The following is a 12,605-nucleotide window of genomic DNA, read 5'->3' on the forward strand; positions in this document are numbered from 1 at the left end:
AGCAATACTTAAACAGCACGTCACGCTAAGATAAATGTAAATTTTTATCTCTTGGCTCGGCTGCAAGGATTTAAAAGCAGTCAGTCCTTTTCGATATTCGTGAGAGTTCTACTTTATTTTCATACAGCAACAATGTCGGTCTGGCTTTTTCAAAGCCCGTTAAGTCCTCGGACAGGAATAGCCTGTAAAACGAAGAGTATTCATCATTATCTAAACCTTTTTGCTGAAATTTTTGGCATTCGATAGTGTAAATCCCGCTGCCGTGGCAATTATTAAAAGGCATTGCTGGCATATGCGTACAGTTATTAACAGAACTCCAAGACCGCAACGCCGGCTGCGGTTTTTGGCCGCCCTCTTCTTCAGCGCGTTTAGGCACAACTTTCCATGTTTTCAGCCGGGTCAACACGGGCACGCCGGGCCCTGTCGCCGTGGCATAAACACCTTTAATCGACTGCGTTTCCTCGCCAAAGGCATTACAATTTTCATCGGGCTGATACCAGACACGCACGGTAAGTGCGTCACGTTTAACGAAGGGGCCGCCCTGGGCATCGGTGTACGCAGCCCATTGACCGGCATCAGCCGCAGCATGTACGGCAGCAAACGCCTCGTCCGCACCATGAGCGCTTTGCAGATCAGCCAGGCGGCGCAGTTCGCGATAAACCGTGACGGGAGCACCGCCAATAAACTGAAACTGGCGGATGCGCCAACGGGCCGCCCAGGCCGAGACGGCCATCGCCGTTTCCTTCAGCGGCTTTCCGCTTTCATGATCCCGCTCGCCCTCGAGCGCATAGCCATCAATGTTTTTTGCTACGTATTTAGCGATATAGCCTGTCGCGCTGCCTTTTGCTGGATCCATGGCTTCCGCATGAAAACGCGCTTTGCGTGCGCGGGCGCTGTTCAGCTCATCGCTGTCCTGCTGGCAGGCATAATCACGCAGGATCTCACTTACCCGACTGACGTCCTCAGGGCGCATAAACATCAGCATGTGCCAGTGCGGTGTACCATCGTGATGAGGCTCAGCAACGCGCAGACCAAAAATACTGATGTTATTTCGATGCAGTTTGGCACGGACTCGCTGCCAGAGCGTGCAAAGATAGCGCTGCGTGTCCGCCGGGCTGGCCCCGTTCCATTTCGCATTGCGGTGGCCCGTTTGCAAGGTGGCGTGATAGCGAGAGGGGGCGGTTAAAGTATAAAACTCCGCCCGGAAGCCCATATTTTGACAAAGGGTTTCAAAGCCACGAATGCGTGTCATGAGTTCCGCACGACGAATGGCTGGATTGGCCACACTGCCGTCATATTTTTCGATCAGGCTGATGCGGTTCCCCTCCTCATCTTCCAGATCCATACTCTGCAGGAAGTCACGAGTGCATCGACGCTGTTCCCGCCATTCCGCAACCGCCATCGGGCTGGCATAAGGTGACCGCTTTTTGCTGACGTTGGCTAAGGCAATATGCAGATGTTCTCGCCAGAAGGCGCTGAGACGACGCAACTGTCCTTTCCACCATTTCTCTGCCTGCATACGCAGGATGGCGGCGGTAACATCGTCGGGACAGAAGAAGCGAGTACTGACCGTTTCCCAGAGCGGTGGCGTTTGTCCCAGCTCACGGGTGATGATAGCCGCGGTTGTGTAGAGGTGATGGACATAACGGTAATCCGTCCTCTCACTGATGCTGGCATGCAACTGCACCAGTTCTGCATGAATAAAGCTGGCAATATCGCCCGCGAGTAAATCAACATCAGCACGGGACATATCCGGCAGGCGGTTAAACCGCTTCATCAGTTCCCACAATGTGCCGGCCGCTCTGGCTGCACCTTGCGGGCACGACAGCGTTCGGGATAGTTGCGCCACGATGCCGGGACGCATGGCATGCAACTGGTAGCGCTGGTTGACTGACTCAACACGCGGTAATGTACGCTCAACAAAGGTTTTTGCTAAGTACGCATTAGCCCGGGCTGTGCCCTGTTGCTTTTCAAGTAACGCCATGCGACGCCGGACGTCCAGTTGCACCATCCTGGCCTGGGCATTAAGGGTTTTCTGCCCATGCAGCCACGCCGCAATCAGGCGATCGCGGTGTTGCTGCTGGTCATAAGTGGGATACGGGCTGGCAATCGCCAGCCGGGGGGCATTCCACGGGTAAGCAAAAGTCATCATCGCGCCTGTCCGTGGTGAAGACGTGTGCGTAACTCGCAGACTTCCTGACAGGACAGGCAGCGGGTGACACCCTGAACGGCGCGACGGCGCGCCTCGGGAATCGGTGCATCACACTCTTCACAAAACGAAGCGCTGATTGCCACGGGCCGTTGCGTGACCTGGGCAATATTGTGCGCCAGGATTTCTTCGCTGCGCTGCTGCGCGACATCAATGGTATCGGCCATCAGCGCAGCGCTCCTGATTCGTTTTCATAACGTTCAGCTTCGTTGCGCAGCAGTTCCGCAGCCTCAATGCCGTTTAATGTCTGACGCGTAATATGCGCCGCCATAACATTCAGCCGTCTGGCGACCGCCAGTGCGCAGGCTTTTCTTTCGTTATCAAGCAGTTTGTTGAGGGTAAAGGTTGTGGCGTCATTCAGTGAATGGGTTTCGCTGTTCATCATTTCTCTCCAGATTTTGGGCAAAGTCATGCCCGACGGGTTTACGTCATTGCGTTACGATTAGGTGGTTTATTCAGGCAAAAAGCAGTCCGCCGTTGAGAACTGTCGCGGCAATATCTTTCCCCAGCGCGCCAGCTTGTTCATCGCCATGATGATGCGTTCACGACGTAGCTGATCGAAACACTCGAAAGGTTTGCCAATATCTTCCTGCCTGAAACTGCCGGGCCAGTCACGATTGACCAGCGTTAAGACACAGAATTTGAAATCGTTATTTTGGTGATTGAAGTACCGCAGCGCAGGGTTACGGTTGCTGTCGCGCAGCAAACGCCAGCGCTGACGAAATTCATCAAAGGTCATCTTTTCGCTGCTGCCGTTGTCAAAACGCGCTTCAGCATGCGAAGCGGATAGCGGGCTTTTTATCTGGACGGTGCGACTCATTGTTTTCCTCCGATAAAGTTTGCATCGGGTTTGACTGACCAGTCGCCACCGTCACTGACATCATGGTGTCTGTACCTGATGACGGATTCGCGCCTGTCTCATCGCTGGCTTTTGTTAAGCATTAAGCGAAACGGTAATAAAACTGGCCTCAGTGTTAGCACGACAAGGCGTTAAACCACTTTCACTCACATCTTGCGTGCAATCGCGGCGCTTACCGACACAATCGCCCTTGTTGCCTTATCTCACCGGTGCTGACCGTTACACGCAGACAGGTGAGCGACGCGATAAGGTTCCGGCATGACGATTGTAAAAATGGGCCTCATCAGGCAAAATCTTTCGTTATCTGATAAAGCCGCCTGCTGCTGCATCAATCAAAGGCTAACTAAAACCGGAGGATACTTAGACTAAATCTAAGTGTCAATGAAAATGAGCGTTTATACTAATTTCAAATTTCCGAACTCGAGCGCTGAAGCTCTGGATCGCGTTGTCGATGCCTATGGCTTTACCATGAAAATGCAGCTTGCAGATCACCTTGGAATTGCCGCAAGCAGCCTGTCTGCACGCTATAAACGTGATGTTTTTCCGTCAGATATCGTTTTGCAGTGCGTTATGGAAACGGGGGCGGACTTGCAATGGTTGATTACGGGTAAAGGAAGTAAGTTCTCAGAAAGCAAACCTGACACACCGACACTGATTAGAAAAAAACTAATCAGCGGAAAAATCGAGGATGCGGGTTATGTGATGCTGGATAAAGCCTTATATGCGCCCCTGAAGCAGGAACCGCGCAACGCTTTTTTACTGTTGGCCGAAACCACGCAATACATCATCGATACTGACTTCGAAGATATGCATGACGGCGTCTGGTTGGTCGAAATCGAAGGCACAGCCAGCGTCAGAACGCTGACGCGTATTCCGGTCAGGAAAGTCCACGTCAGCGGGATTGGCGTGGCCTTTGATTGTGGGATTGATGACATCAAACTGATTGGCCGGGTTGTTCTGACCATTCAGTGACAGGCCCGATTGCCTGGCGACGCGGGGATGTCCTGTCGTGAGGCTGGGCAAGCCAGACTCTGTGATATAAAAAAGGGGCGTTACCGCCCCTGCTAAGCGATCAAACCTGAAATGCTTCAACCATGCCGCGTAAGGCGTGCGCCTGCTCTGACAGGGAGTGCGAGGCGGATGAGGATTCTTCAACCAGCGCCGCGTTATTCTGGGTGACCCCATCCATCTGACTGACGGCAACACTGACCTGCGAGATCCCCTGCATCTGCTCTGACGAAGCCATTGATATTTCATCCATCGCGCCCGCCAGTGCATTGACCATGCCAACGACCTTCAGAATACTTTCTCCGGTCCCGGCGGCGACATGAACGCCGCTATCCACCTGTTCCACCGCATGTTCAATCAGTTCCTTGATCTCTTTTGCGGCAGTGGCGCTACGCTGTGCCAGGATTCTGACCTCGCCAGCGACGACGGCAAAACCGCGCCCACCCTCGCCCGCCCGCGCTGCCTCAACCGCCGCATTTAACGCCAGGATATTGGTCTGAAACGCAATACTTTCAATCACGCCTGTGATGTCGCGTACTTTTGTCGCGCTCAGGGCGATGTCATTCATGGTATGAGACATGCGCTGGACTTCGGACTCGCCGCTGCGCGCCAGGGTTGCAGCCTCGCGGGCAACGGTAGCCGTATGTTGTGCACTGGCCGTATTGCTCTTCACCGTGGCGGTGAGCTGTTCCATACTGGCCGCCGTTTCCTGTAGGGCGGCAGCCTGCTGTTCTGTACGTGATGACAGCTCAGTATTGCCCTGAGCGATTTCATCGGATGCCGAGGCGACCGATCCGGCGGTCTCTTTGATTTGGCTAACCAGACGACGCAAACTGGTCTGCATATTCGCCAGAGAGGCGAGCAGACTGGTTGAATCGTTGGCACGCAAGGTGACCGGTGCGGTTAAATTGCCGCCGGCAATCGCCGCAGATAATGCCTGCGCCTGAGCAGGTTCACCCCCGAGCTGACGCATCAGCACGCGTATAATCATATACCCCGCTGCGACGGAAACGACCACCGACAGAGAGGCAAGAATCAACAGAATCAGCGTGGCCCGGCGCACATTTTGACTGGTGATTTCAACGGACTTTTCACTGTCTTCCATTTGCAGCCTGGTCATCTCTTTCAGCGACTCAAGTAATTGCCCTTGCAATGGCCGAACCGTTTTTATCAGATAAGACGTCGCGTCCTGCTGCTTGTTTTGTAAGCCAAGCTGGCCGGCATGTTCCAGCGCCGCCAGCACCGGGCCCTCGCTACTTACTATCTTATCAAAGGCCTCTCTGGCCTTTGGCGTTGAATCTCTGGCAACCATTGCAGCCAGACGCTCACGGTTCTCTATATAGCTCGCTTTTTGCGTGACAATACGTTGCCACTCTCGCTGCATTTGGTCGGGATCCGTAATCAGGGCAAGGTTACGCACAATGACGGCCATGTCACGTAACCCACCGTACATGTCCATCCCCACACGGTATTTCTTCATTTTGACATTTACGGCTTCATCCATGCCGTTACGAGCATTATTCATACCGGTATAGGCCACTGAGGTGCAGATAATAAACAGCGTAATTAAAAGGCCGAAACTCATCGTCAGGCGCGTTGAAATTTTCATTATGGACTCCCTGCTTATGGTGAAAAACAGGTATCGGTTAAAAAAGTAAAATCCACAGTAAAAATTAAGAGCCCCGTAATAAAAAAATAATAAGCAATTGATAATTATGGTTTTTTAATAAAAACAAAAATAATTTGACGAATATTAAATCTTAAACTAAACGAGAAGAATTTAATTTAGAAAAAGAGAATAAAACATTGTATTGGTTACTTTCTGGCGATAAGAAAAAAATATTCAATCGTGGTTAACAGGGAACACTCACCGTTTGCCGCTGCGGCGTCAGAGCGTGCACCACTTCTTCACTGTAAACAGTGCTTAAGCGCAGGAAAACACGCAGGCGATGACGCACGCAGCGACACAAAACGCGTCACAGGGATTGCAACACAACCCTCAGCTTCGGAAGCGTCTTGCGGGAGTAAGCGGAATGTATGTTTAACCGGTCCTGAGCACGTGGCGATACTCATCGTAAGTCATATGACTTTAATTATCTGACCAGAATATTACCCGGTAAAAGCCCCTGGAAGACTTTATTGTTGGCTAAAAAAATAAGGACCGCCATTATCGTCACCCCTCAGGATAACTTTAATTTTTTTTTCATTCTTTGGGATCGAGGCTGCTTTTTTATAACAAGCATCCCATATATACCTATTTATAATTAGATGAAAATTAAAAAAGAAAAATAATTTGGCTTAGCCACATTGAAAAGAAAATTTAGTGAATCTTTAACATGATAAACAGAAGAATGCACTCTATACTGTCTTTCACTGTGAAAAATGGGCCTCGCCCTGCCGTTAAATCAAACAGATCGTTGATAATAAGCGAAAAATTTCCATTCTATTACAGTAAAAACATAACATAATTATATTTTGATGATTTTATCAAAAGACACCACTCCACCTGGACCGCAAGTAATGAAAAACATTCTCGACAAACTCGGCCTGCCGACAAAATTTCTTATCCTCGGTATTTTTGCTCTGGTTTTATTTATATTACCTACCTATCTATTTATTCAGACGGGTAATGAAGCGATTAACGTAAAAACACAAGAGTTACAGGGCGTACCGATCGAAAAAGATATCCTGACATTACTTAACCTGATACAGCGCCATCGTGCGGAAAGTGCCATCGCTATTTCCCAAAATAAGCTGGATAACGCGCCACGCGTAGCGCTGGCTTCTCAGATCGATGCAATGTATGAAAAAATAGCCTCTGAATTGCGTCAATATGATGCCAGCGCACAACCCACTCAGCGTTTTTTAAATGTTCAGACCGCATGGTCACAGCTACAACAGGACGTGTTAACGGGGAAGTTAACGCTGTCGAGCAGCCTGACGCATCATGCCCAACTCATTCAAAACCTGCTGGACACGAATCAAGACATTCTTGATTTGTATAGTCTCTCTTTAGATGCCGACCTGAATACTTATCAGCTTATCATGAGTATTTATGGCCGCCTGCCAGAGCTGACCGAAACGCTCGGGCGCATCCGGGCAAGTGGTACGTCCATCATTGCGGCGGGGGATAAAGCTGACGAATCCTATCGTGGCGTCATGGAATATCAACTTGAAGGCGGCCGAAATGCACTGGAAAAATTCAGTAATGTACTGAATAAAGCCTTTACCGTGGAGCCAGGACTGAAAACTGACTTTGCCGCGCAGGCGCAGGACGCCTATCAACGTTCGGCCAGCGTACTTAAGATGGCGGAAAACGTCTTTATCACGAAAACCGTGCAGATTACGCCTCTGGACTACGTAAAAGACTTTACCCAGGCGATTAACGCCTATAACGATCTTGGCACAAAACTCAGCCAGCAACTGGCAATTACGCTCAACGATCAAATCGATCAACGTCGTCATTCGCAGTATATCCTGCTGGCCGCATTACTGGTGTTAGCACTCATAGCAGTCTTTGTGGCGTTTATGATTAGTCGTTCGGTCACGCGCCCTGTAAAAGAGGCGGTGGCAGTGGCCAGTAAAGTTGCAGCGGGTGATCTAACCACCGTAATAACGGTCTCGGGCAATAATGAGATCGCCGAACTGCTGAATGCCCTGGCGCAGATGCAGCTACGTCTTTCGCTGTTAGTGACCAGTATTAAAAATAACGCGTCAACCATTGCCAACTCGTCGGAAGAAATTGCGATGGGTAATAACGACCTCTCATCGCGTACGGAGGAACAGGCCGCCTCGCTGGCTGAAACCGCCGCCAGTATGGAGCAACTGTCGTCCATTATTAAACAGAATGCCGATAACACACGTTACGCCTCCGATATGGCCGTATCGGCGACTAATGCGGCCTTAATGAGTGGTGATGCGATGAACGCTGTCATGGCGACAATGCAGAAGATTCGTGGCAGCTCAAGCCAGATTGAGGAAATCACCGCCGTCATTGACAGCATCGCCTTTCAGACCAATATACTGGCGCTTAACGCCGCCGTTGAAGCGGCTCGCGCCGGCGAACTGGGTAAAGGATTTGCCGTAGTAGCGGCCGAAGTGCGCGCACTGGCGCAGCGCTCAGCCGGTGCCGCGAAAGAGATTAAAGGTCTCATAGAGCAATCTGTCGTTCAGTCGAATGAAGGCTTAACGCTGGCGCAGGATGCGGGCAGCAAAGTTAAGCAGAGCGTAGAGGCCATAGAGCAAACCTCTCAGCTGATTCGCGATATCTCATCATCGTCTGAAGAGCAGAGCAGCGGCGTAAGCCAGATTAATATTGCCGTTAACCAGATGGATCAGGTGACACAGCAAAATGCAGTACTGGTTGAGCAGTCGGCGTCATCCGCAGATGAACTGGCAAAACGGGCCAGTGATTTGCGCGACATGGTTTCTGTGTTTCGTACAGCCTGACCGCCTGCTCAGTTAACCGGCGATGCAGCAGCATGACCGCCAGAGCCCGGCACTGCCCGGGCTCTTTCTTTGGCAAAGATGAAAAATACGTCAATGTACAATTGAATGATTGCTCAAAGAAACTTATTCTGTTGCCCGCAAAAAAAAAGCCAGTAAAGGTTTTCGGTGCCATTGCAGTGCCGCCTGCACATCCGTGCAGTCTCATTTTGATGCTGAGCAAACCCCCACTGGAAAAACCTGTGCTAATCTTTCGGTCTCAGAACCGCCTTCCGGGGAGTATATGAATAACGTTTTTGACGAAAAAATGACGGACATCATCATCGGAGAGATGGTGACGCAGCTACTGAATGAGGATGCGGCAATTTCCTGGCGCCTTCTCCTTGAGCGGCTGCAACAGCTTCTGGATACCGAAAGTGATGAGGTACGCATTCGCGCAGCATTGCGGGCCATTGAAGAAATCCGTGCGGAGATGATTTCTCGTCCGGCTGAATCGCAAACGACAGAACTCGGTGATCTCAGTATCCATCACCTTCATTAAGTCGCTGCCAGGCAGCGGCTTACCCTACTTTCTGAAAAACGCTTTGCACGAGTAAGCGCCTTGAAAGGTATTCACATAACCGACGCGCTGATTAATAAAGGCACGTTTTCGCTGACGGAGGTCGAATGAGTGATGACACCGCCATGCAAGACATCTATACCATTATTGGTACGATAGTTGCGCGTTTGCTTAAACCCGATGGCGAGCTCCATCTTCAGGATATTGTCAGTTCACTGCATAATTACAGTGAACAGAGCACAGAGCAGCTTGAAAAGAAAGCGTGTCAGGAAGCGATACGTCTGCTTTCCCGACAGTTTCATTAAGATGATGAAGCACCGGACTAGCGGTGGCACCAATACCGCTTTATCAGTACAGGGCGATGCGCTTTTATTCCATGACAGATTCAGCGAGACCGCGCAGGCTGTATCTTACGCATCGTCCCTGGAGGATGTTCGCCCCACAACAATTTCCAGGCAATGGCGTAACACGGCCAACTCGGTGCTATCTTCCGTGCATTCCAGTTCGGCAATCAGACGTATGATGATGGCCTTACTGGTCACCTTTTGTCCCTGAATGACGATGTCACGAATCACCGCATCCAGCACTGCATTTTCAGCCTGAAGTGTGTCACCCGCACGGCGAAAGAGATGCAGTATTTCTGCTTCTGTCGTGTTTTGCTCAATGTCGATAGTATTCGGCATGATGATCTTCTTAATCTGTATCTGTGAAGGTAAGTGACGTCATACTGACTGTTCAGTGCTGCAATCCTGCGTGCATACCAGCAACCGCTGCGTTTTTACCCTGCATGCATCGCCCTGAAGGCCGCCCAGACTTAGTGCTTACGACTGTTGTCCGGAATGCTCTGACCAAATGCCAGTACGGTGGCATCAATCGGGTCACGTGCGGAGGCAAACTCGTTGCGAACTTCCGTGAGCGCCATTTCAATAGCCTCGTGCCGCTCGTCGTGAGTTTCATCCCGGAGCATGATCTTAAGTCTGTTTGCCAGTGTCGCACCACTGATGGTGTCATTGCTGTCAAGCAACGCGGTAATCGCCTCGCCCATGACAATTTCAATAAGTTTCTCTTGTTTATCTTTTTGCATACCCGCATTCCTGATGACATTGTGCCCCTGTAACCGGGCAAACCAGCCTCAAATGCTCAGGCCTCTGGTGACCTGCTTATTTGACCAATCAGATTACTGCTGCGGGACGTGAATGCACGTGTGCGTCGCAGCGTTCAGCGGTCAAAAAGCATACTGATCAGTTTCTGATAATGTTGCTCTTCAAGCGGACTGGCCGACTGACTCAGTCGACGAATCAGCGCGCTACAAATGGCCTTACGGTTAAGGCTTTTGCCTGCATGAAGGATCTCCACGATGACCTGACCCAGCGTCGCTTTTTCGGAAGGGAGCGTGTCGTTGCCAAAGTAACGGGCAATATCGTGAACCGTATTGGACGTATTTTCGTTCTGACGCATCATGAATCTCCCAAATGAGAAATAGTATAAACGTTAGTCAACGCAATGTTCACTAAACTTATACATCATCTGGAAAATTGTACAGGAATTCTCTTAACTGGCTGGCAGGGTTATTGTGCATAAAGTGCTATATCATACTTAACAGTCACTTGCGTAAATATCAGAAAGCTAACCGTCTTACAGCGTTGCGATTACACCACAGGGCAGAGGCGAGGCGGTAAAGCAGAGGCAGAGAGGTCATTGATTACCTTTTCTTGACTAACTTGCCAACGTTTGGCTATGCACGGTCGTCATCCTCTTCCGGATTAAGACGAATAACATTTTCATCTGTTTTTCCTTCCTGACTGGCTGTCATTAACCAGCGCAGGCCGGAATCCCTCCTGACGGGTGAAGGTCTGAACTGCTTTAGCCAGCGTCGCGCCGAGAAAATGTCGGCTAATCTGTTATCACAGGTTTCTGACTCGGCCATCATATTGAGCTCCGCAATGAGTGTATCAATACTAATTTCTTTCTCACCGAGGGCAAGATTGACCACCGCTTCGCCAAGAATGACATGACTTTTCTCATCGTCGTGAAATAACACTTTACGTTCCTCAATCGGGCAATTAATCACTATTGTTTTTCACATTCTAGTAATAATCAAACAGATGACAAAAGCCTTTTTCTGCCGAAAGAATAGTAGCCTGAAGTGATAAAAATGATACTTTTGAAATGCCTGTTTTAACTTAATGAATTGCAATAAATTTATTAAATTCCTGGCCTGAATGCTGTCTGATAAAGACTATTCTGAATATATCTACAGTACGCCTGACAACACCTGCAGGCCTTGCCAGGCCTGGCCCGGCGTTATGCGTGTATTTTCAAAGGCACGTAAAGACAGATATCCGTCAACGTCGAGATATTATCGTTCAGCATTTTGTAAGAGCAGTATTAATATTTTTTGTTGTGGCGCTGATGGTTATACTTCCTGGCGACTGTTTACGCCCCATGAATAAAACCCTGCTAATGATGGTGTTATTCTCTTCGGTAATGCTTCGCACTAAAACGTTATTATTAACGTGCGCCATGTCTGTGCCTGTTCATTTAGCGGCGTTTATGCTCTTATCACAGACTGAAATATTCACGCACAATGGGAAGCCAGTCGCCGCTGTCAGCCAGCTCTGAAGCGCCAGTGCCCGCCTTACATATCGCCGCTTTACCCTGCCAGATCTAAGCCAGACGGCTGGCAACCTTTCTTTCGCCAGTAATCGGTAATACTGCTGTACAGCGGCCCCCAGGATCGGTTAACTTGCGCACAAATACTCCTACTCAGCTTCAAGGAACACTATGCGCCAGGACGGTTTGCCGCCCTCAGGAAAAACCAGCAACCTGGCCCATTATTTCAGCCAGATTGATCACCCACATCAACTTGAAACACTTGGCAGGATCGCAGTCGAAATTCTTCGGGAAAATAAGCCTGTGAGTCGACGCATCATCTGTCTGAAGCTGATTGGTTGTCTTGAAACGGCAACGAATGAGGACGATGCGTCACATTATCGTGAACTTCTGACGCTGCTCTTCAGGCAATAAACGTTACACGCGCCTGCTTACCTGCCTCTCGACTCACCATTACCACGCTGACGTTAATGCCCTTCCCTCTCTTACTCTGTCCTCTGTCGTTATGCACAGAAAACGGGCTGTCGTCAGCGCTGGCCTGCAGGCAGGTTTTACGGCCTTCCCTGACGCGTTGAACGTGCAACAGAGAGGCAAGGCGCTGTTTAAAGTGCAAAAAAATGCCCGAACCTCGTTAAAGGGCCGGGCCGGAGTTCTCAGGGAAATCCTAAATGACTTCCAAACAGCGTTATTACACTAGTTCACGCTTTGGATTGTCGCCACCCGGGATCAAACAAATTTTCTCTATACCTGAAATGCCTCTCTCTTTTTTTGCGGATAAATGCCCTCAGACCGCTTAAAACCTGCGTCGCGTCACGTTTTCACAAACGTGTCATCGGTTCGCTCAATCTTCCTGGCACAGGGCCGTTAATCTTAGTGTGAGTTGATTATCACAATGATTGTCCTGACAAACG

At 49.9% G+C, this 12,605-nt stretch carries 14 protein-coding genes; 5 read left to right on the forward strand and 9 right to left on the reverse strand.

Annotated elements, in window-relative coordinates; all coding sequences use genetic code 11:
- Positions 1–70: 70 nt before the first annotated feature.
- From C1N64_RS00210 to C1N64_RS00225, 4 genes are all read right to left on the reverse strand, one after another.
- A complete protein-coding gene (locus tag C1N64_RS00210) occupies positions 71–2,152 on the reverse strand; it encodes a replication endonuclease (protein ID WP_394515186.1) in 2,082 nt (693 codons plus the stop codon).
- Positions 2,149–2,376, reverse strand: coding sequence for a TraR/DksA C4-type zinc finger protein (locus C1N64_RS00215; RefSeq protein WP_006118222.1), 228 nt, complete (start codon positions 2,374–2,376; stop codon positions 2,149–2,151). The genes C1N64_RS00210 and C1N64_RS00215 overlap by 4 nt, the downstream gene beginning before the upstream one ends.
- Positions 2,376–2,594, reverse strand: a complete 219-nt coding sequence (locus tag C1N64_RS00220; RefSeq protein ID WP_006118223.1) for a DUF2732 family protein — start codon at positions 2,592–2,594, stop codon at positions 2,376–2,378. Before C1N64_RS00220 ends, C1N64_RS00215 begins: the two co-directional genes overlap by 1 nt.
- Positions 2,595–2,660: 66 nt before the next feature.
- Entirely contained in the window at positions 2,661–3,029 is a 369-nt protein-coding gene (locus tag C1N64_RS00225) for a hypothetical protein (RefSeq protein ID WP_058702757.1), read from the reverse strand.
- 426 nt (positions 3,030–3,455) lie between these two features.
- Here C1N64_RS00225 and C1N64_RS00230 point away from each other — a divergent pair, with 426 nt between their 5' ends.
- Complete coding sequence (locus tag C1N64_RS00230; RefSeq protein WP_006118225.1) at positions 3,456–4,040, forward strand: phage repressor protein CI; 585 nt, start codon at positions 3,456–3,458, stop codon at positions 4,038–4,040.
- 100 nt (positions 4,041–4,140) lie between these two features.
- Here the strand turns inward: C1N64_RS00230 and C1N64_RS00235 are convergent, their stop codons facing one another.
- Positions 4,141–5,685, reverse strand: coding sequence for a methyl-accepting chemotaxis protein (locus C1N64_RS00235; RefSeq protein WP_006118226.1), 1,545 nt, complete (start codon positions 5,683–5,685; stop codon positions 4,141–4,143).
- 911 nt (positions 5,686–6,596) lie between these two features.
- Here C1N64_RS00235 and C1N64_RS00240 point away from each other — a divergent pair.
- The 3 genes from C1N64_RS00240 (at position 6,597) to C1N64_RS00250 (ending at position 9,386) form a co-directional block, all read left to right on the forward strand.
- Positions 6,597–8,525, forward strand: a complete 1,929-nt coding sequence (locus C1N64_RS00240; protein WP_367143621.1) for a methyl-accepting chemotaxis protein — start codon at positions 6,597–6,599, stop codon at positions 8,523–8,525.
- Between the two features lie 280 nt (positions 8,526–8,805).
- A complete protein-coding gene (locus C1N64_RS00245; RefSeq protein WP_033739939.1) occupies positions 8,806–9,063 on the forward strand; it encodes a hypothetical protein in 258 nt (85 codons plus the stop codon).
- Between the two features lie 125 nt (positions 9,064–9,188).
- Positions 9,189–9,386, forward strand: a complete 198-nt coding sequence (locus C1N64_RS00250) for a hypothetical protein (protein ID WP_033739941.1) — start codon at positions 9,189–9,191, stop codon at positions 9,384–9,386.
- 105 nt (positions 9,387–9,491) lie between these two features.
- Here C1N64_RS00250 and C1N64_RS00255 read toward each other — a convergent pair whose 3' ends face one another.
- The 4 genes from C1N64_RS00255 to C1N64_RS00270 form a co-directional block, all read right to left on the reverse strand.
- Positions 9,492–9,764: a biofilm development regulator YmgB/AriR family protein gene (locus tag C1N64_RS00255; protein ID WP_054633066.1), complete on the reverse strand. Its 273-nt coding sequence runs from the start codon at positions 9,762–9,764 to the stop codon at positions 9,492–9,494.
- A 131-nt stretch (positions 9,765–9,895) separates the two neighbouring features.
- Positions 9,896–10,165: a hypothetical protein gene (locus tag C1N64_RS00260; protein WP_033739952.1), complete on the reverse strand. Its 270-nt coding sequence runs from the start codon at positions 10,163–10,165 to the stop codon at positions 9,896–9,898.
- Between the two features lie 134 nt (positions 10,166–10,299).
- Positions 10,300–10,539: a regulatory protein YcgZ gene (gene ycgZ / locus C1N64_RS00265; protein WP_033739954.1), complete on the reverse strand. Its 240-nt coding sequence runs from the start codon at positions 10,537–10,539 to the stop codon at positions 10,300–10,302.
- Positions 10,540–10,816: 277 nt separating this feature from the next.
- The gene (locus C1N64_RS00270; protein ID WP_033739956.1) at positions 10,817–11,122 is read right to left on the reverse strand and encodes a hypothetical protein; all 306 of its coding nucleotides are present in this window, start codon (positions 11,120–11,122) and stop codon (positions 10,817–10,819) included.
- 743 nt (positions 11,123–11,865) lie between these two features.
- On the opposite strand from C1N64_RS00270, the gene C1N64_RS00275 reads away from it, so the two are divergent.
- A complete protein-coding gene (locus C1N64_RS00275; protein ID WP_033739960.1) occupies positions 11,866–12,108 on the forward strand; it encodes a biofilm development regulator YmgB/AriR family protein in 243 nt (80 codons plus the stop codon).
- The last annotated feature ends 497 nt before the right edge of the window (positions 12,109–12,605 follow it).

This window comes from Pantoea sp. SGAir0215 (assembly GCF_043543215.1).

Excerpts from the sequence above, each read along its gene's own strand:
- ycgZ (WP_033739954.1), bottom strand. The coding sequence starts at position 10,539 with ATGCGTCAGAACGAAAATACGTCCAATACGGTTCACGATATTGCCCGT.
- C1N64_RS00235 (WP_006118226.1), bottom strand. The coding sequence starts at position 5,685 with ATGAAAATTTCAACGCGCCTGACGATGAGTTTCGGCCTTTTAATTACG.
- C1N64_RS00275 (WP_033739960.1), top strand. The coding sequence starts at position 11,866 with ATGCGCCAGGACGGTTTGCCGCCCTCAGGAAAAACCAGCAACCTGGCC.
- C1N64_RS00215 (WP_006118222.1), bottom strand. The coding sequence starts at position 2,376 with ATGGCCGATACCATTGATGTCGCGCAGCAGCGCAGCGAAGAAATCCTG.
- C1N64_RS00225 (WP_058702757.1), bottom strand. The coding sequence starts at position 3,029 with ATGAGTCGCACCGTCCAGATAAAAAGCCCGCTATCCGCTTCGCATGCT.
- C1N64_RS00230 (WP_006118225.1), top strand. The coding sequence starts at position 3,456 with ATGAGCGTTTATACTAATTTCAAATTTCCGAACTCGAGCGCTGAAGCT.
- C1N64_RS00250 (WP_033739941.1), top strand. The coding sequence starts at position 9,189 with ATGAGTGATGACACCGCCATGCAAGACATCTATACCATTATTGGTACG.
- C1N64_RS00260 (WP_033739952.1), bottom strand. The coding sequence starts at position 10,165 with ATGCAAAAAGATAAACAAGAGAAACTTATTGAAATTGTCATGGGCGAG.
- C1N64_RS00210 (WP_394515186.1), bottom strand. The coding sequence starts at position 2,152 with ATGATGACTTTTGCTTACCCGTGGAATGCCCCCCGGCTGGCGATTGCC.
- C1N64_RS00240 (WP_367143621.1), top strand. The coding sequence starts at position 6,597 with ATGAAAAACATTCTCGACAAACTCGGCCTGCCGACAAAATTTCTTATC.
- C1N64_RS00220 (WP_006118223.1), bottom strand. The coding sequence starts at position 2,594 with ATGATGAACAGCGAAACCCATTCACTGAATGACGCCACAACCTTTACC.
- C1N64_RS00255 (WP_054633066.1), bottom strand. The coding sequence starts at position 9,764 with ATGCCGAATACTATCGACATTGAGCAAAACACGACAGAAGCAGAAATA.
- C1N64_RS00245 (WP_033739939.1), top strand. The coding sequence starts at position 8,806 with ATGAATAACGTTTTTGACGAAAAAATGACGGACATCATCATCGGAGAG.